We start from the raw sequence: 17,447 nt of genomic DNA, 5'->3' as shown, positions 1-17,447 counted from the left end.
CCATCCTGCGCCAGGACACCGCTAAGGGCTCCTTGCACACCAAGCGGCAACTGGCCGGATGGGACGACGACTTCCTCGCCGACCTCATCACCCAAATGCGATAGCCCTGCCGCAAGGGGGAGGGGACCCGCGCTCGAAACCGCTCGGCCAGAGCGCCCTTCATCCCCGTTTCAGGATCGCCCCGGCACAACGCCCGCACCATCCGCCGGAACCTTGAGCCCCGTGAGCCACATCAGCGTCGTCACGCTCAACAAGGGGCGCGAGGCCCATCTCGCGCGCCTGATCGAGGGGCTCGCCCGCGGGCCCGCGCCCTCCGAGTGCATCCTGGTCGAGATGGGCCGCGATCCGGCACCGCTCCCCGAAACCCCGTTCCCGCTGCGCCGGGTGGCGCTGCCGAGCGACGGGTTGCCGCTCGCCGCCGCCCGCAATGCCGGGCGCATGGCGGCGCGGGGCGATCTCCTCGTCTATCTCGACGTCGATTGCATTCCCTCCGCCGGGCTCGTCGCCGGCCTCGCCGCAGCCGCAGGTGCGCACGACGCCCTGGTCTGCGGGCCGATCCGCTACCTGCCGGCAAACGCCGTGCGGGACGGCTGGACGGAGGCCGACCTGATGCGCGTCGGCGCGCTGCACCCGGCCCGTCCGTTTCCCGAGCACGGCGTCGAACCGACAAAAAATCCCGGACTGTTCTGGTCGCTCGCCTTCGCGGTGCGGGCCTCGACCTGGGACCGGCTCGGCGGCTTCGACGAGGGGTTCGACGGCTACGGCGCCGAGGACACCGATCTCGCCTTCCGCGCCGCGGAAGCCGGCGTGCCGGTGATGCTCGCGGGCGTGCCCCCGGCCTTCCACCAGCACCACCTCTCCTGCGATCCGCCGCTCCAGCACTTCGCCGACATCGTCCGCAACGCCCGGCGCTTCCGCGCCCGCCACGGCCTGTGGCCGATGGACGGCTGGCTCGACGCCTTCGCCCGCCTCGGCCTGATCGCGGCGGAGCGCGAGCCCGACATCACGGTGCTGCGCCCGCCGAACGCGGAGGAGATCGCGGCGGCCAGGGTGCCGGCGGACCGGCCGTTCTGAGGCTTTTTTCGAGGGCGGCCATTCCACCCCACCCCCTCATCCTGAGGTGCCGCGCAGCGGCCTCGAAGGAGGGCTCCAGAGGTCTCGCGATCCCTGGAGCCCTCCTTCGAGGCTCCGCCTTCGGCTGCGCACCTCAGGATGAGGGGGTTGGATGGGAGAGGGGAGGCCGTCAGGCGCGTCCGCTTCCCGGCCACTCCATGTCGAGCCGCAGGCGGGTGCGGAACAGGACGGTGCCGGCGCCGTCGCGGATCTCGGCGGCGATGCAGCGTTCGCGCTCATGGAGCATCGCGGCGCGGCGGCGGGAGCCCTGCACCGCGTCGCGGGCGAGCGCCGGCAGCAGGGCGACGGCGGCCGCGCAGGCCTCGTCGAGACTGGCGAAGTCGAGCCCGTCCTCGTCGCGGGTGAAGGCGTCCCCGTCGACGATGTCGATGTAGAGGCGCATGATCGCGTCCTCGAAGGTTGAGCCCTACACTGCGCCGCCCCGCGGACGGCGTCCTTAACCTTTCAGGGAATGCGGCGATCGGTACGCTACCGGTCCATCGCATCGAGGACGATGCGATGGGTTCTCGTGCCGCATCGGCTCTTTCCGAAAGCCGGTTTCCACCTTTCGGGCCGATGCTCTATTCCCCGGACAGGGCGTCGAGCCCGGCGCGGTCGAGCAGGCGCAGGCGGTTGCCCTTCAGCTCCACCATGCCGGAGCGGCGCAGGTCCTGCAGCACGCGGTTGACGTGGACCGTGCTGGTGCCGATGCACTCGGCCATGTCCACCTGGGTCAGCGGCAGCGGGCCCTCGTTGCGCTCGGCCAACCCCACCGCGTGCATCCGGTCGATGACTTCGCGAAACACCCGCAGCAGCCGCTCGGTCGCGAGCCCGATGCCGAGCGCCGTCAGCCACGCCCGGCTGCGCGCCTCGGCCTCCAGCTTGGTCCGCCTTAAGCCCAGCGCGACGGCGGGGCGGGTGGCGATCAGCTCCTCCAGGGCCGCCCGCGGCACCCGCGCGATCCGGCAATGCGAGAGCGTGGCGATGCCGTGGTCCCAGCGCTCCAGATGGGCGAGGTCGGGGTCGCACAGGTCGCCGGGCAGCAGCAGGGCGAGGATCTGGCGGGCGCCTGACGCCCGCTGGACGTAGCGGGCCGCGATCCCCTCCAGCACGAGGAAGGCGTTCTCCGCCGGCTCGCCCTGGCGCACGAGATCGGTGTGGGCGACGACGACCGTCTCCCGGACGGCGAGCTGAGACAAGGCCGCGAGGTCGTCGCCGGAGAGGGGGACGTGTAGGCCGAGGCGCCGGCTCAAGGGACCGGCCATCCCGTCGAGCGGCCCCGGCGGGGGGCGAAGGCCCGTGCCGGGCTGGCCCGACAGGCCGGTCATGGAGCGCACCCGAGCATCGGTTCGGGGTCGGCCAAGTCTCCGTGCCCGGATCGATCGCTCAAAGCAACATATGTTTCAAAGAAATCAGGCACGCGAAGACTTGCCAAGCCCGAAAAGGTCATGAACGCGTCGTATCCGACCGGACCATTCTCGGGAATAGGCTCTTCGGACTTTGTCCGAAACCGTACAGGGGCCATCGCCGCGGTCCCGAATGACGGTCCCGGCTGGTGTCCGGGGGCCGGGCGCGGCCTATATGGAAAACATCGTCCGCCGAAGGATTCGGGCGCGGGCGGCTGGGAGACGGCGTGCGCTCTTGCCCTGACCGCGAGCTGCGTCATGCCCACGCTTCGGCCCTCCGACTGTCGCAACCGCCTCCTCGCCGCCGTGACGGCGGAGGACTTTTCGCGCCTCGCCCCGCATCTGGAGCGGGTGCCGCTGGCGTTCCGTCAGGTGCTGATCGAGGCCGACCGGCCGATTCCCCACGCGTTCTTTCCGGAGGAGGGGCTCGTCTCCCTGATCGCCGACACCGGCGAGGGCCGGGTCGAGGTCGGGCTGACCGGCTTCGAGGGCCTGGTCGGCGTGCCGCTGCTGCTCGGCACCGACCGCACGCCCCACGTCGCCCTGGTGCAGGCGGAGGGCACGGCGCTGCGGATCGAGGCCGCGGCGCTCGGCGACGCGCTCGCGGCCAGCGCGTCGCTGCGGAGCGTGCTCGGGCGCTACGTGCAGAGCCTGATCGTGCAGGTCGGGCAGACGGTCTACGCCAACACCGACCACACCATCGAGACGCGGCTCGCCCGCTGGATCCTGATGACGCAGGACCGCCTGCGCCGGGACGACCTGCCGCTCACCCACGACTTCATGGCGACGATGCTCGGCGTGCGCCGACCGGGGGTGACGACGGCGCTGCACATCCTGGAGGGCGCCCGGCTGATCCAGGCCCGGCGCGGCTGCATCACCGTGCTCGACCGGACGCGCCTGGCCGAATGCGCGGGCGACAGCTACGGCCCGGCGGAGGCCGAGTACGAGCGCCTGCTCGGGCGGGCGTGAAGTTCAGCCCGCGGCGTCCTGCGCCGCGCCGCTCGGCTGGGCCGGCGCTTCGGCGTCGCGGCGCAGCGGGCCGATCAGCCGCTCGTACTCGGCCTCGGCCGGGCCGTAGGCGGGGCCGGCGGCCTCGGTCAGGCCGCGGCGGTCGAGCACCCGCACCCGGGCGCGCTGCGCCCGCACCAGCCCGGCGCCTTCCAGCATCTGCAGGGCGACGGTGACGGTGGGCCGGCGCACGCCGAGCATCATCGACAGGAATTCGTGGGTGACCGAGAGGTCGTCGCCGTCCTGGCGGTCGTGGTACATCACCAGCCAGCGGGCGAGCCGCTCCTCGGCCGGCGCGCTGGCATTGGCGAGCGCCGTCTGCGCCGTCTGGATCAGGAAGGTCTGGGTGTAGCGCAGGATCAGCAGGCGCAAGCTCGCGCTGGCCTCGATCGCCCGCGTCAGCGCCCCGGCCTCGATCCGTAAGCCGGTGCCCGACACCTGCATGAAGGTCTGGTGCGGCACCCGGTTGCTGCCGAGGGCCAGCACGGTGCCGACGAGCCCGTCGCGCCCGTAGAGCCCGATCTCGACCCGGCTGCGCTCCTGCAAGCTCGCGATCACCGAGCACAGGCCGGTCTCGGGGAACACCGCGTGGGTGATGGGCTGATCGGGCTCGATCACCACCATGCCGACGGGCAGGTCCACGGGCTCCAGATGCGGCTGCAGGAGCGCGAGGTCGTCGGGCCCGAGCCGGGCCAACAGTCGGTTCTGGTAGGTTGAGAGATCGGGCAAGGGTGTTGTTCGGGAACTGAGCAAGAGAAAGCACCCGGCGCATATCCGATTGGCGGCGGAACGCGACGGGAAAAATGCATGCGTGCGAAGAAGGGTCCGAAATCGGACACTTCGCGATGTCCCATCATTAACAGGATGAGTTGTAAACGATATTGAACCAGAGGCGTATTTTGGCGATCGGTACGATAGCGTACAAAGCATAGCGCCGGGAATTACACGGGCAGCGGTATTTGCGGGTGTAACGAGGGCGGCACCATCAATGGATGCAACGGCTCATCTCCGCTGTTACGAAGCCGGCCCGAGGCAATCCGGTGCATACCTTTCCGAATAGGCTGAGACATCGGACGAATGAGGAAGGCTTTGAGAATTAAGGTTCGGTTAAAGCGTAATGCTCAGCTCGATTGCCCGCAATCGATCAGGACGCTTATTACCTTTGTTTGCCGAATTCGCCCGCCTCATCCTGCGGTGTCGCGGCGATGCGCAGCCGTCTGGAGCGTGCTGCTGTTTCACGGAAACAGCAGCACGCTCCATCTCCTTGTGGTCGCACGATGATTTCGGAAAACCGGATTCCATTTTTCCGCATCGTGCTCTGAGGACGGTTCATGGAAACGAGCGCCGGAACATTCGCTCAACCCCGGCACAACGCCTCGATCGCCGCCGCCGTGCGGTGCAGGGCGTCGGGCTCGGCGAGCGCCCGGATGCGGGCCGGGTCGAGGGCGAGACCTTGCGCGATCAGCCCCGGCCAAGCGCCGGCCTCCGGCCATCCGGCGTGGACGATGGCCGCGCCGAGGCGGGCGAGCCCCTCGGCCTTGGCCTCCTGCTCGCCGTAGGCGCGGGGCTCGGGCAGGCAGAGGAAGCGCTTGCCTTCGGCCGCGACCGCGGTGACGAGGCCGTCGCCCGCGCCGCCGACGACGAGGCCGGCCGGCGCCAGATGCGGGCGCACGTCGCCGACCCAGCCATGGAGGTGCAGGTTCTTTGGCAGATTCTTCGGGAGCGGGCCGGAGCCGCTGACCGGCCCGAGCACGTGCCAGTCGCGCTTCGGCACGGCGGCGGCGGCCTCGCAGAGCCGGGCACGGTCGCCGCCCTCACCGCCGCGGCCGAACACGACGACGATGCGCCCATCCTCGGGCCGAGCCGGCGCCGGCTCCGCGCCCAGGAAGCCCGAAAAGATCGTCTTGTCGCGCACCCAGTCCGGCACGTCGCCGCCGTCGAGGGCTTGCGGAAACGGCGCCAGCAGGCGGCTCGCGGCGCGAAACGCTTCGAGATGGGGCGTGTCGGTGCGCGAGCCGGAAAGCCGCACGACGAGGCTCGGCACCGAGAGGAGGCGAGCGAACAGCGCGACCTCGCAGGACACGTCGACGATCAGCAGCGCCGGATTCGCTTCCGTCGCCCAGGCGGCGATCCGGCCCATGCGGGCGCGGACGCCCGCATGGTCGAGCGGCGCGTAGTGGAGCGCGTCGGGGCGGCTTGCCGTGCCGTCCCGCCCGTCGAAGGCGCCCGCCAGCCGATCGTCGGGCAGATCGATGACCGGGCCGGGCGCCCCGGTGGTGTCCACGTCCGAAAACGTGCCCATCAGGGTGCAGGGCCGCCCGAGCGTCCGGAGCGCGCCGGCCAGCGCCACCGCCCGCTGCCAGTGCCCCGCGCCCTGATGGTGGACGTAGTAGCCGATGGGGCGCGTCACGCCGCGTCCTGCCGGAGGTCGGCGGCCAGGGCGTCGAGGTCGGCGAGCGCCCGGTCGAGCGGGCATTCGGGGGCGGGCGGATCGTTCGGTGCGAGGCGGGCGAGCGTCCGCTCGACGAAGGCGATGTCGTTGGGGCAGTCGGTCAGGATCGCGGCGCGGTCCTCGTGGCTCAGCCCGGTCAGCGCCTCGGCAGCCCGGCCCTCGCGCCAGAGCCGGCGCAACCGGGCGCGGCGGGCGACGTGGTCGCGCCAGAACGCGGCGGTGGGCAGGCGGTAGGCCTCGCCGCCCTGCACCACGCGGGCGCGGCGCAGCATCTCGACGGCCATGCCGCCTTCCGCGCGGCCGGCGGTGCGGGCCGAGACCCGCACCGAGACGGCGGGGCAGTGGCGCAGGCGCCCGCCCGCCCGCTGCACGGCGGCGACCAGCGCGTTGTCCTCGCCGCGCGGGATCGCGGGCAGCCCGCCGACCGCGCGGTAGAGTGAGGCCCGGAGCGCGAGGCTCCCGCCGGTATGGTCGCCGTGGCGCGGGGCCGGATCGTGCGGCGGCGGATCGAGGGTATCCTCCAAGCGGCGCACGCCGGCCCAGTAGCGCTCGACCCGCGCGTGGAAGGCGGCGAGCACGGGGTCGGCGTCCCCCTCGTCGTCGATGACGAGGCGCCCGCCGACGATCTCGGCCTGCTCGAGCGCGGCGAGGTTGGCCGCGACCCAGGACGGGTCGAGCCGGGCGTCGGCGTCGGTGGTCAGCAGCACGCCGTCCGGCGCGCCCTCCGCCTCCAGCCAGTCGGCGCCGACATCGAGGGCGCGGCGGCGCGCGGTGCCGACATGGGCGTCGGCGCCCGAAAACGTCGCCTCGATCAGGCGCAGGTCGATCGTGGCGAGCGGCCTATCGCGCACAACTGCGGCGGTGCCGTCGGTGCAGTTGTTGGCGACCACCACCACCCGCAGGCGGCGGGTGGCGGAAAAGCCGTCCTGTCGGCCGAGGGCGGCGAGCAGGCGCGGCAGCCGCTCGACCTCGTTGCGGGCCGGGACGCAGACGACGGCCGGGCCGGGAAGCACGGGCATGGCTCAGGCGATCAGGCGTTCGAGGACGGGCCGGCGCGCGGGGGCGGCGCCGTAGAGCACCTCGCGGTAGAGATCCTCGTAGCCGTCGGTCATCACCTCGGCGTCGTAGAGGGTCTCGGCGCGGCTGCGGCAGGCGCGGCGCTCCAGCCCGACCGCGCGGGTGATGGCGCGGGCCAGATCCTCGACGTCGTCGGCGCGGGCCAGCGCGCCGGACCAGCGATCGACGATGTCGGGGATGGCGCCGCGGGCGAACGCCGCGACCGGCGTGCCGCAGGCGAGCGCCTCGGCGACGACGAGGCCGAACGGCTCCTCCCAGCGCGGCGAGACGATGGCGGCGCGCGCGCCGCCGAGTTCGCGGGCCAACTCGGCGTGCGAGAGATGGCCGACATACTCGACGCCCGCGCCCAGCCGCGGGGCGATCCACTCGTCCCAGTAGCGCGGGTTCGGCTGCGGGCCGGCAAAGCGCAGGCGGAGGCCGGCGGCGCGCGCCGCGTCGATGGCCAGATGCGTGCCCTTCTCCGGCACGATCCGCCCGCTCCAGAACACGTAGGGCGCGGGGGCGGCCGCATGGCTGAAGGCGAAGGTCGCCAGATCGATGCCGTTGCCGACGATGCGGGCGTTCGGCGCCAGTTCGGCCCATTCCTGCGCCAGTGAGGGCGAGACCGCGGCGAAGAGCATGCCGGGCTTGGCCGCCACCACGCCCTCGGTCAGCGAATCGAAGGGCGGGGTGTGGAGCGCCGTCACCATCGGGGCGGCCAGCGTGTGGCTGGCCTTCAGCGGCAGCGGGTGGAGGCTGTTGTTGTGGATCACGTCGAATCCGCCGCGATCGACCATGTCCACGATCCGCTCGTAGGCCGCGTGCTCGGCCCGGGCGATCCGCTCGAAGGCGATGGGGTCGCCGAGCGCGTCGCCGGTCGGCGGGCAGACCGGATCGGGCACGAGTGCCGGATCGGAGCCTTCCGAGGCGAACAGCGTGACCCGGTGGCCTCGCCGCCGCAGCGCGCCGGCGAGGTGATGCGTGTGCATCTCCAAGCCGCCGAGATAGGGCTGGCCGATCGGGAACTTGAGATGGGCGATGACGGCGATCTTCAAGGGAGGCGTCCGGCGTCGGCGGTTCTTGGGGCGGGCCGCGGGGACTCCCACGGCCAGGCTTCACGCCCCACCATCGCCCGCGCCGTTCGAACGGTGGATGAACGGCGAATTCATCGAATGAGGGTTTTTCTCCGCGGCCAAGGTCGGACAGGTGGCCGCAGGGTGAATCCGAGGTTTCGACGCGTCAGGAAGCGTGCGGCGGTCGCCGTGCATCCCCTCGCCCCGCTGTGCGGGGAGAGGGCTTCGGCGACCTCGTCGTCGCCGAAGCGAGGCGGCAGGCGAAGGTGAGGGGGCTTGTCCGCAGGAGCCTCTTCCGTCGAAGCCCCCTCACCCCCGCTACCGCTCGTCGCGCCGACGACGAGGTCGTCGCGACCCTCTCCCCGCGTGCGGGGAGAGGGGGGCCGCAGCATCCGCGCGGGCCATCGTCCACTTGGCCGCAATAGACCTAAGCGCTTCGGATCGAACTTCGTTTTCCTGAAGAAATAAAACCGGAAAAATCAGCAGGTCGGCATCAGCCCCTTCAGCCGCGCCAGAATGTCCTCGCCCGCGCACGGCCGCGCGATGAACTGCGCGCCCGCCGGCATGCGCTCGGGATCGGGGGCGGCGCGGCCGGAGACGATGAGGATCGGCAGTTCGGGCCGGGCCTGGGCGACCGAGTTCGCCAGCTCGAAGCCGTTGACGCGGCCCGACAATTCCACGTCGGTCACGAGGCCGCAGATGTCCGGCCGGGTCTGGAGGATCGACAGCGCGCGCTCGGCGGAGGCGCATTGCACCGTGTCGTAGCCGCCGTCCTCCAGCACGTCGCCGAGATCCATGATGGTCAGCGCCTCGTCCTCCACGAGGAGGATGACGGGGCGGTCGCCTGCGCGCTCGTCCTGCGGATTCGTCGTCTCGATCTGGCTCGCCACCTGGCTCTCCCCGATTGCCCCCGCTGACCCAAGTGGCTCGCCGACTTGTCCGTTTTCGGCGATGCCACCCTCGCGGGGGCCGTGATGATCCAACGAGAAACCCCGCCGCGGGTTGCAGGGTCCCGCGCGTGCGCTGCGGGGTCAACCGGTTCCTGGCCGGCTTCTTCCCGGCCGGCCTGGACGCGACGGCACGGGCACGCCGGGACGAAGCGGCCCGCCCGAGCGTCGATCCGGGCCCGTGCGCCGCCCTTCGCGGCAAGCGAGGCCGCCGCGACGCCTCACGGCGCGACGAGTCTCGTCAGAAGGTAGCAGGCGGCGGAGATGCCCGCCGCCGCCGGCAGGGTGACGACCCAGGCGATCACGATGTTGCCGGCCACCCCCCAGCGCACGGCGGAGGCCCGCCGCGCGGCACCCACGCCGACGATGGCCCCGGTGATGGTGTGGGTGGTCGAGACCGGCACGCCGAGCCAAGTGGCGAGGAACAGGGTGATGGCGCCCCCGGTCTCGGCGCAGAAGCCCTGCATCGGGTTGAGCCGGGTGATGCGCGAGCCCATCGTGTGGACGATGCGCCAGCCGCCCGACAGGGTGCCGAGCGCCATCGCGGACTGGCAGGACAGCACCACCCAGAGCGGCACGTGGAAGTCCTGGCCGAGATGGCCCTGCGCGTAGAGCAGCACCGCGATGATGCCCATGGTCTTCTGGGCGTCGTTGCCGCCGTGGCCGAGCGAGTAGAGCGAGGCCGAGACGAATTGCAGCCCGCGGAAGGTGCGATCGACCCCGAACGGCGTCGCCCGCACGCAGGCCCACGAGACGACGAGCACGAGCAGCAGCGCCAGCACGAAGCCGATGAGCGGCGAGAGCACGATGGCCGCCACGGTCTTGCCGAGGCCGGACCAGACCACGACGCTCGGGCCCGCCTTGGTGATGCCGGCCCCGACGAGGCCGCCGATCAGGGCATGCGAGGAACTCGACGGGATGCCGAAGATCCACGTCGCCACGTTCCAGACGATGGCGCCGACGAGCGCGCTCAGGATCACCTGCGGATCGACGATGCCCGCATCGACGATGCCGGTGCCCAGCGTCTGCGCTACGTGCAGGCCGAAGAACAGGAACGCGATGAAGTTGAAGAAGGCCGCCCACAGCACCGCGTATTGCGGGCGCAGCACGCGGGTCGAGACGATGGTGGCGATGGAGTTGGCCGCATCGTGCAGGCCGTTGAGGAAGTCGAAGAACAGCGCGATCCCGATCAAAGCGATCAGGTAGGGCAGCGCGAGGGTCGCGGTCTCCATGGGATCACACGTTCTCGATCACGATGCCGCTGATCTCGTTGGCGACGTCCTCGAAGCGATCGACCACGTCCTCCAGATGGCCGTAGATCTCGGTGCCGATGATGTAGGCCATGGCGTTGCCGTCCCCGCCGTCGTGACGGTGAGCGCGGTAGAGGCGCTTCAGGCCCTGCTGTTCGAGTTCGTCCGAGCGGCCCTCGACCCGCGTGATCGCCTCGGTGATCTGATTGATGCGGGCCGCGTGCGTGCCGACCGCGCTCAGGAGCGGCACCACCTCGACGGTGAGGCGAGCGGCCTCCACCACCGTGCCGCCCATCTCCCGCATCAGCGGATCGAACGCCTGCAACTCGTAGAGCTGGATCGCCTTCACGGTCTTGTTCATCTGATCGACGGCGTCGTCCATCGACTGGATCAGATCCTTGATGTCGCCGCGGTCGAACGGGGTGATGAAGCTGCGCCGCACGGCGAGCAGCACCTCGGCGGTGATCGCGTCGGCCGCGCGCTCCTGCTCGACGACGGTTTGACAATGGCGCGCCACGTCGGGGCCGCCCTGCAGCACCGCGTACAGCGCCTCCGCCGCGGCGACGAGCGTGTGGGAATGCCGCTCGAAGAGGTCGAAGAAGCGATCCTCTCGCGGCATCAGCGCGCGAAACCAGCCCAGCATGCCCGACCTTGCGCCGTTGGAGAGTCCGTGAGCCCCATATAGAAGCCGGCAAAGCTCAAGCGAGGGGTCGGACCGGACGCAGGGAGAACCGACTTTTCAGCCCTCCGGAAACCAGTTGCCGTGGAAGCCCGGCGGGATCCGGTGGGGCAGCCGGACCGTGGCGACCGGCGGCGCCTCGAAGCGGCGCGCGTCGAGGATGGCGAAGTCCGTCGTCTCGTTTCCCGGATCGATGACGAGCCCCATCAGCCATCCCTCGTCCTCGCCCGCGTCGGGGGCGGCGGGCACGAACACGAATTCGCCGGGGACGCGACCGGCGCCGAAATCGTGCACCCGGCGCTCCCCCGTTTCCAGATCGTGCTTGTAGATCCGCGTCGCGCCCCTGAGCTGCGGATCGCCGTCGGGCGGGACCGAGACGGTGTAGGCGTAGCGATACGCTCGCCCGAACCGGCGCTCGTCGATGCGGGGAAATTCCTGGGGCGTCGGGTCGATCACCCGCCGCTCGACTCGGCCAGCGGCCGGGTCCGCGGTCCAGCGCTCGAACCGGCCCGGCTCGTCGAATCCGCCGCCGACGGATGCGAACACCCGCGGATAGGCGACCACGTCGAGGATCACCCGGCCGTCCGCTTCGTCGAAGGCGTTGGCGACGTGGAAGACAAAGCACGGCTCCACGTCGCACCACGCGACGTCGGCCGCTCGGCCGTGCCGCGGCAGCAGGCCGACGCGGGCGCGATGGGACGGGTTCCAGCGGAACGGCAGGCGGTAGCCGGCGAGCAGGGCCCGCATCGAGAAGGTGAGCGGCAGGTCGAGCACGATGGCGAAGCGCTCGGTGAGCGCGCAATCGTGGATGCAGGGGCCGTGCTCGACCGGGATCGCCTCGTCGCGCACGACGCGGCCCTCGGGTGAGAGGACCACGTGGCGGACGGCGTCCCAGACGGCCCCGTCATAGGCGATCGCGTGGGTCTCGCCCGTGAACGGGTCGCGATGCGGATGCCCCGAGAAGGACCCGGCGAGCGTGCCGTCGAACGGGTCGTAGCGTTGCGCGTCCAAGGTCTGCGACAACGCGACGGGGAAGCTGCCGGCCTCCACCACGGCGAAGGCGCGCCCGCCGATGGCGACGACGTTGGTGTTGACGGTGTCGTTGCGTCCCCGGCGCGGCCCCGGTGCCGCGGGCCGGCCCAGAGCGGCGGCGGCGAGGCGCGAGCCGATCCAGCGGTTGCGGTACCACCGGACGCGGCCCTCGCTGACGGCGAGGCCGTGCACCATGCCGTCGCCGAGGAACCATTCGTGCGCGCGTGAGGCCGGACGGACGGGGTTGGCCCCCATCTTGAGATAGCGCCCGTCGAGCCCCGCCGGGATCGATCCGGTGACGGGGAGGTCGGCGAGCGTCAGTTCCTCGCGCATCGGCGCATGGATGCCGGTCGCGAAGGGGCTCGGCACTTTCGGCAGCCGCCAGCGATTGCAGGCCGCCACCAGCGCGACACCGCTCTCCGCCACGGCACGAACGGCCGATCGGACCGGGTTGGACATGCGAGGCGCTCTCCGAACGTGTCGGGCGGCGGCGGCACGCCGCGCCGCCCGACACGCTTCGAACGTGAGGCCTTTGCCGTCGGGACGCCAGTGCGGCGAGGGACCGCCGGCCGGTTCGCCCCCGACGATGCCCCCGCCTCGACGCGGCAGGGGCACCGCCCGGATGCGGTCAGCGCGCCGCGGCGGGGGCGAGGTTGCGCGCCTCCTTTACGGCGTCCCGGCAGCTCTGGTCGCCCTTGGCGTTGAGGTCGGTGGCGCGCTGCAGGGCCGTCTTGGCCTGCGAGATCTTGTCCTCGGCGGAGAGGTCCGCCGTGGCCGAGGCTTGGCCGCCCTGTGCGGCCTTCGCGGCGGCGGTCGGCTTGTTCTCGGACTGGGCCCGGACATCCGCGGGGGACGTCGCGACCCGACCGCTCGCCACGGCCTCGGCCTTGTCCTTATGTTCCAATTGGCTGCGCGAACGCTACAGGGGTCCGGGAGGCGATCGAGGGGGACGCGGTCGGCCGGAAGGTCGTCGAGGCCTGGGTGGCGCTGCAGGTGCCGCAATGCGGCTACTGCCAGTCCGGTCAGGTCATGGCCGCCACCGCCCTGCTGAAGCAGACGCCCCATCCCAGCGACGACGAGATCGCCGAGGCGATGACGAATCTCTGCCGCTGCGGCACCTACAACGCCATCGCCGCCGCCGTGCGGCAGGCCGCGGCCTGAGGAGCCCGCCCATGCACCCGCTCCTTCCCGGCCCGGCGCCGTCGCGCCGCAGTTTCCTGACGGCGGCCGGCGGCGCGCTCGTCCTCGGCGCCGTCCTCCCGACGCGCCTCGCCCGCGCGGGGGCGCAGGGCCCCGCCGAGGGCGCCGGCGCGCTCGCGCCGAAGCCGGGGACGCGGGTGGCCGCCTTCCTCGAAATCCACCCGGACGGCACCATCAAGCTGCTCAGCCCCTTCGTTGAGGGCGGCCAGGGCATCGCCACCGGAATGGCGCAGATCGTCGGCGAGGAACTCGACGTGCCGCCTGCCCGCTTCGTCGTGGAATGCGCAGCCCCCGGCCCGGACTACGCCGTTGTGAACGGCATCCGCATGACCGGCGGCAGCTTCTCGACCCGATCGAGCTACGACACCATGCGCCGCCTCGGCGCCACCGCCCGCGACCTGATGATCCGCGCCGCCGCCCGGCTCAAGGTGCAGGACGGCGAACTCACCACACGCGACGGGGTCGTGCTCCACGCCGCCACGAACCGCGCGCTGCCCTACGGCGAGCTGGCGGCCGACGCGCTGAAGCTGAAGCCGAACGAATCCGTCCCGCTGCGCGACCCCAAGACTTTCCGCTACATCCGCCGGCCGGTGCCCCGGCTCGACGTGCGCGACAAGGCCACCGGCCGGGCGGTCTACGCCATCGACCAGCGGGTCGAGGGCATGCTCCACGCCGCCGTGCAGCACGCGCCCCGGCTCGGCACGGAGCCGACGCGCCTCGCCAACGAGGCCGAGGTGAAGGCGATGCCGGGCGTGCACTCGATCCACCGCCTGCCGGGCGCGGTGGCGGTCGCCGCCGACAGCTGGTGGCGGGCGCGCAAGGCCGTTGAGGCGCTGACCGTCGAGTGGTCGGCGGCGAAACCGAGCGGCATCGACACGGTCGCGGCCGACTTCTCCTCGGACGGGATGCTCGCAGCCCTCAAGGCCTCGACCGAGCCGGGCCACGTGGCCGAGGCGGAGGGCGACGTGGCCGCCGCCTTCGCGACGGCCGCCAAGGTGGTGGAGGCCGATTACGAGGCGCCCTACCTCGCCCACGCGCAGCTGGAGCCGCCCTCGTCCATCGCGCGCTTCAACGGCGACGGCAGCCTCGACGTCTGGCTCCCGAACCAGATGCCGGAGGTGTTCCAGGCCATCTCGGCGAAGGTCGCCGACGTGCCGCCGACGCAGGTGCGCATCCACTCGCCGATGCTCGGCGGCTTCTTCGGCCGCCACTTCGCCTACGAGGCCGGCAACCCGTTCCCCCAGGCGATCCTGCTCGCCAAGGCCACCGGCCGCCCGGTGAAGGTGCTGTGGTCGCGCGAGGAGGAGTTCGCCCGCGACGCGGTGCGCCCCTTGAGCTTCAGCCGCTTCCGCGCCGCGCTCGATGCCGCGGGGCAGCCGACGGCGCTCGCAGTCCGCACGGTGGGGGAAGGCCCGATCGGCCGCTACTTCGGCATGATGATGCAGACGCCCGTCGATCCGTCCGCGGTCGAGGGCATCGTCGGCAAGCCCTACGCCGTGCCCAACCGGCGCATGACCTTCACGAAGGTGGCGCATCCCGTGAACATCGCGTTCTGGCGCTCGGTCGGGCACTCGATGAACGACGCGTTCTACGAAAGCTTTTTGGACGAGGTCGCGGGCGCCGGCGGGCAGGACCCGTTCACGCTGCGCATGGCGCTCCTCGGCGGCAGCGCGCGGCACCGCACCCTCCTCACGACGGTGGCCGAGATGTCCGGCGGCTGGCGGCGCGGCCCCTACGAGAGCGAGGGCGGGATGCGTGCGCGCGGCCTCGCCATGGCCTCGCCGTTCGGATCGGAGACGGCGACGATCGCGGAAGTGTCGGTGGAGGGCGGCGAGGCCCGCGTCCACAATCTCTGGATCGCGTTCGATCCCGGCAGCATCGTCAACCCGGCCATCGTCGCGGCGCAGGTGGAATCGGCCGCCGCGCTCGGCCTGTCCTCGGTCCTCTTCGAGCAGATCGTCTACCGCGACGGCGTGCGGCAATCGCAGAACTACGACACCTATCCGGTCCTGCGCCGCGCGCACATGCCGAAGGTCCACGTGCGCATCGTCGAGAGCGGCGCGCCGATGGGCGGCGTCGGCGAGCCGGGTCTGCCGGGCGTGCCGCCGGCAATCCTCAACGCCGTCGCGGCGCTGACCGGCCGGCGCATCCGCGCCCTGCCGATCGCCAACACCCGGCTCACCGGTGCCTGACGCTTGCATCGTCCCGGATACGATATCCGGGACGATGCGCTAGGTTCGGGAGTATTGGTCGATCATTGCTTGAATCGGTGAAAATCCTAATTCGTTGCGATTGAGAAAGCCGGGATGATAGGTGCGGAAAGTGTTTTCCGGGAGGACTGGATGAAGCAATCGAGCCGCTCGTCGCACTGTGAATGGTGCAAGCGCAACGCTTTTGTACCCATCGAGTTCGTGGCCTATAAATCCGTCGTAGTGCGGGCCGCTAACGAATATTATCAAGCTCGGCTGCAAAATCTCGATCTCCGCGGTGAGCAATCCACGTTGCCGTGCGAGAAATTCGGCTCTCAGCGTGTCAGGCACCGCCCACAGAGAGTATCCCTGATCGGAGTTCGCTGACGACCGGACAACATTCGTCCAAACAGCACTGACGTTTCCGTGCTTGCGAACTTCATCCATGGTCCACCTGAAATATCTCCAGAACGGACTTCGATTCACGCGATGATTCGCGGCAAATTCAAACTCACCGTAGCCGTAAGTAAGCGCATCTAACGAAATTTCATTCTCTGCAAAATCCTTGAGAGACATGATGTCCGGATAATCCCAATCGACACCGTCCGCCTTCAGTTGTTTGCCCTCCCAGCTCCAGTCTGCCGTTTCTTGTCCAATCCACATCACTCTATGTGCGGCCTGCTGCCAATCATCGGGTATCTTCAGAAGCAAGGGCGGCGAGAAAGCATCCAGCAGCTCATGATCGACTGACGACAGGCTCTTTTGAAACGTGCGGTAACGCGCATTGAGTGTGTCTTGAGTCATATGTCGTGGTCCTTGATATATTGCGAGGAGTCAAGATCGATATTGCGCCGTGCATGGGCGCATCAATAATTTGAGATGCAGAATCGACATCTGCCTCACTGGTTATCCAGAATCCGGCACGTATCTTGTCGATCATTGAGTGCCGGATTACGAACAGCTTCTCCCTCGCTGACGAACCTTGAAGTAACGATAGTGGAACACAGGGCTCGCCGTCCACCGCGCGTTCCCCGTATCGCTCCGCGAAGGCCCTTTCGAGCGTCGCCAGCGCCTCGCGACGAGCCTCGATATCGTCGAAAGGGGCTTTTCTTGACGTAGCAACAAGCTGTCGTCACCCGACCGTTCGTCCGCACGATCGAGGGCCAGGCATGGCCGCCCCGTGGACGAACGTCACGGTCGTCGACGGCTTCTGCTGTGCGTCCAAATCTTCTCCAGCTTGACCGGATTAGTCGACGTCAACGCCCGCCCATGGCGGAGCCGGCCGAGGGCGATTTGATCCCGAAGCTTCTTCGGAAAGGTGCGCGCCTCGGTCTCGAAGCGCAGAAAGTCGATCTCGCCAACCCGTGGTCGATCATCGAGAACTGCCACGCCGATCCTTTGGCAAAGTGAGGGCACACCATTGCGTGCTCGCCAATGATGTTTCCCTTGGCATGGAGAGGCGTCCATCCTAAAGATGGGTAACGATTTCCTAACTTTTCGCCACGAAAGCTGAGGACGCTAACAGCCCTTGGTCGGGCGGTTTGGAAGGCAGACATAGGAATAAATTCTGAAGAAAGCCGTCATTCGAAAATCGTCGAACCATGATCTGAACGAAACGAGGCCTTATCGGTGAGCCTGCCATATACGAAATCGGGGTCCGAACCTCTTCCTCCGGGAGGGCTGAAGCATGAATACTCACCGATTCATGTAAACAGGAGCACGTTCAAGGCCGGCCTCGCTTCTCGCGTCCATCGGTGGTTTCGGCTGACGCCCAGCTTCGGACCGGATCTGGTTCAGCATATGCTCGATCGTATGCAATGTTCACCTCAGGACATTGTTCTGGATCCATTTGCCGGGGCCGGGACAACTCTTATAGAATGCAAATTGAGCAACATCAACTCGGTTGGTTTCGAGATGTCCGGCGTCAGCACTTTTGAGACAGATTGAGGGCCTTCACGAACGGAGGATGGCTGGTTCATCGTAGCCCCCAGGAGCGAAGATGAAGCAGCCATCCGGGCCGGCACGGAAGCCGGCAGAAGCCG

Annotated in this window: 17 protein-coding genes and 1 pseudogene; 6 read left to right on the top strand and 12 right to left on the bottom strand. The window is 69.7% G+C overall.

Annotation, left to right across the window (positions count from 1 at the left end; translation table 11 throughout):
• The first annotated feature begins 222 nt into the window (after positions 1–222).
• Positions 223–1,074, top strand: coding sequence for a glycosyltransferase family 2 protein (locus tag AAHG03_RS26630; RefSeq protein ID WP_342154814.1), 852 nt, complete (start codon positions 223–225; stop codon positions 1,072–1,074).
• A 169-nt stretch (positions 1,075–1,243) separates the two neighbouring features.
• Here AAHG03_RS26630 and AAHG03_RS26625 read toward each other — a convergent pair whose 3' ends face one another.
• A complete protein-coding gene (locus tag AAHG03_RS26625; protein ID WP_342154812.1) occupies positions 1,244–1,516 on the bottom strand; it encodes a DUF6894 family protein in 273 nt (90 codons plus the stop codon).
• A 178-nt stretch (positions 1,517–1,694) separates the two neighbouring features.
• The gene (locus AAHG03_RS26620) at positions 1,695–2,441 is read right to left on the bottom strand and encodes a Crp/Fnr family transcriptional regulator (RefSeq protein ID WP_342154816.1); all 747 of its coding nucleotides are present in this window, start codon (positions 2,439–2,441) and stop codon (positions 1,695–1,697) included.
• Positions 2,442–2,777: 336 nt separating this feature from the next.
• On the opposite strand from AAHG03_RS26620, the gene AAHG03_RS26615 reads away from it, so the two are divergent.
• Positions 2,778–3,488 carry a Crp/Fnr family transcriptional regulator gene (locus AAHG03_RS26615; protein ID WP_342154810.1) on the top strand — a complete coding sequence of 237 codons (711 nt, stop codon included), beginning with the start codon at positions 2,778–2,780 and terminating at the stop codon, positions 3,486–3,488.
• A gap of 3 nt (positions 3,489–3,491) precedes the next feature.
• Here the strand turns inward: AAHG03_RS26615 and AAHG03_RS26610 are convergent, their stop codons facing one another.
• From AAHG03_RS26610 to AAHG03_RS26570, 9 genes are all read right to left on the bottom strand, one after another.
• A complete protein-coding gene (locus AAHG03_RS26610; RefSeq protein WP_342154808.1) occupies positions 3,492–4,256 on the bottom strand; it encodes a Crp/Fnr family transcriptional regulator in 765 nt (254 codons plus the stop codon).
• Positions 4,257–4,884: 628 nt separating this feature from the next.
• Positions 4,885–5,937 carry a glycosyltransferase gene (locus AAHG03_RS26605; RefSeq protein ID WP_342154806.1) on the bottom strand — a complete coding sequence of 351 codons (1,053 nt, stop codon included), beginning with the start codon at positions 5,935–5,937 and terminating at the stop codon, positions 4,885–4,887.
• Positions 5,934–6,998: a glycosyltransferase family 2 protein gene (locus AAHG03_RS26600; RefSeq protein WP_342154804.1), complete on the bottom strand. Its 1,065-nt coding sequence runs from the start codon at positions 6,996–6,998 to the stop codon at positions 5,934–5,936. The genes AAHG03_RS26605 and AAHG03_RS26600 overlap by 4 nt, the downstream gene beginning before the upstream one ends.
• Positions 6,999–7,001: 3 nt before the next feature.
• Positions 7,002–8,090, bottom strand: a complete 1,089-nt coding sequence (locus AAHG03_RS26595) for a glycosyltransferase family 4 protein (RefSeq protein WP_342154802.1) — start codon at positions 8,088–8,090, stop codon at positions 7,002–7,004.
• Between the two features lie 497 nt (positions 8,091–8,587).
• Positions 8,588–8,998 carry a response regulator gene (locus tag AAHG03_RS26590; RefSeq protein ID WP_342154800.1) on the bottom strand — a complete coding sequence of 137 codons (411 nt, stop codon included), beginning with the start codon at positions 8,996–8,998 and terminating at the stop codon, positions 8,588–8,590.
• Positions 8,999–9,276: 278 nt separating this feature from the next.
• Entirely contained in the window at positions 9,277–10,287 is a 1,011-nt protein-coding gene (locus AAHG03_RS26585) for an inorganic phosphate transporter (protein WP_342154798.1), read from the bottom strand.
• Positions 10,288–10,291: 4 nt separating this feature from the next.
• Entirely contained in the window at positions 10,292–10,948 is a 657-nt protein-coding gene (locus AAHG03_RS26580; RefSeq protein ID WP_342154796.1) for a DUF47 domain-containing protein, read from the bottom strand.
• 96 nt (positions 10,949–11,044) lie between these two features.
• Positions 11,045–12,475 carry an 8'-apo-carotenoid 13,14-cleaving dioxygenase gene (locus AAHG03_RS26575; protein WP_342154794.1) on the bottom strand — a complete coding sequence of 477 codons (1,431 nt, stop codon included), beginning with the start codon at positions 12,473–12,475 and terminating at the stop codon, positions 11,045–11,047.
• 169 nt (positions 12,476–12,644) lie between these two features.
• Positions 12,645–12,920: a hypothetical protein gene (locus tag AAHG03_RS26570; RefSeq protein WP_342154818.1), complete on the bottom strand. Its 276-nt coding sequence runs from the start codon at positions 12,918–12,920 to the stop codon at positions 12,645–12,647.
• A 29-nt stretch (positions 12,921–12,949) separates the two neighbouring features.
• Between AAHG03_RS26570 and AAHG03_RS26565 the strand changes: the two are divergent.
• Positions 12,950–13,177, top strand: a pseudogene (locus tag AAHG03_RS26565) ((2Fe-2S)-binding protein); the annotation flags it as partial.
• Positions 13,126–15,408, top strand: coding sequence for a xanthine dehydrogenase family protein molybdopterin-binding subunit (locus AAHG03_RS26560; RefSeq protein ID WP_412759803.1), 2,283 nt, complete (start codon positions 13,126–13,128; stop codon positions 15,406–15,408). The pseudogene AAHG03_RS26565 and the gene AAHG03_RS26560, both read left to right, overlap by 52 nt.
• Before the next feature lie 39 nt (positions 15,409–15,447).
• On the opposite strand, the gene AAHG03_RS26555 is transcribed toward AAHG03_RS26560, so the two are convergent.
• Positions 15,448–16,209 (bottom strand): hypothetical protein, encoded by a 762-nt coding sequence (locus AAHG03_RS26555; protein ID WP_342154790.1) that lies wholly within the window; start codon positions 16,207–16,209, stop codon positions 15,448–15,450.
• A 465-nt stretch (positions 16,210–16,674) separates the two neighbouring features.
• On the opposite strand from AAHG03_RS26555, the gene AAHG03_RS26550 reads away from it, so the two are divergent.
• Together AAHG03_RS26550 and AAHG03_RS27155 are read left to right on the top strand one after the other, a co-directional pair.
• On the top strand, positions 16,675–16,815 hold the full coding sequence (locus AAHG03_RS26550; protein ID WP_342154788.1) for a hypothetical protein: 141 nt from the start codon (positions 16,675–16,677) through the stop codon (positions 16,813–16,815).
• Positions 16,816–17,034: 219 nt separating this feature from the next.
• Positions 17,035–17,352, top strand: coding sequence for a DNA methyltransferase (locus AAHG03_RS27155; RefSeq protein ID WP_412759802.1), 318 nt, complete (start codon positions 17,035–17,037; stop codon positions 17,350–17,352).
• Positions 17,353–17,447: the final 95 nt, after the last annotated feature.

The sequence above is a fragment of the Methylorubrum subtropicum genome, from assembly GCF_038442325.1.
Lineage (GTDB): Bacteria > Pseudomonadota > Alphaproteobacteria > Rhizobiales > Beijerinckiaceae > Methylobacterium > Methylobacterium subtropicum.
The sequence above is the reverse complement of the archived record's forward strand: the minus strand, read 5'-3'. Positions and strand labels throughout refer to the sequence as shown.

Coding starts and splice junctions, on each gene's coding strand:
- AAHG03_RS26625 (WP_342154812.1), bottom strand. CDS start 1,516: ATGCGCCTCTACATCGACATCGTCGACGGGGACGCCTTCACCCGCGAC.
- AAHG03_RS26550 (WP_342154788.1), top strand. CDS start 16,675: ATGGCGGAGCCGGCCGAGGGCGATTTGATCCCGAAGCTTCTTCGGAAA.
- AAHG03_RS26580 (WP_342154796.1), bottom strand. CDS start 10,948: ATGCTGGGCTGGTTTCGCGCGCTGATGCCGCGAGAGGATCGCTTCTTC.
- AAHG03_RS26555 (WP_342154790.1), bottom strand. CDS start 16,209: ATGACTCAAGACACACTCAATGCGCGTTACCGCACGTTTCAAAAGAGC.
- AAHG03_RS26585 (WP_342154798.1), bottom strand. CDS start 10,287: ATGGAGACCGCGACCCTCGCGCTGCCCTACCTGATCGCTTTGATCGGG.
- AAHG03_RS26615 (WP_342154810.1), top strand. CDS start 2,778: ATGCCCACGCTTCGGCCCTCCGACTGTCGCAACCGCCTCCTCGCCGCC.
- AAHG03_RS26620 (WP_342154816.1), bottom strand. CDS start 2,441: ATGACCGGCCTGTCGGGCCAGCCCGGCACGGGCCTTCGCCCCCCGCCG.
- AAHG03_RS26600 (WP_342154804.1), bottom strand. CDS start 6,998: ATGCCCGTGCTTCCCGGCCCGGCCGTCGTCTGCGTCCCGGCCCGCAAC.
- AAHG03_RS26575 (WP_342154794.1), bottom strand. CDS start 12,475: ATGTCCAACCCGGTCCGATCGGCCGTTCGTGCCGTGGCGGAGAGCGGT.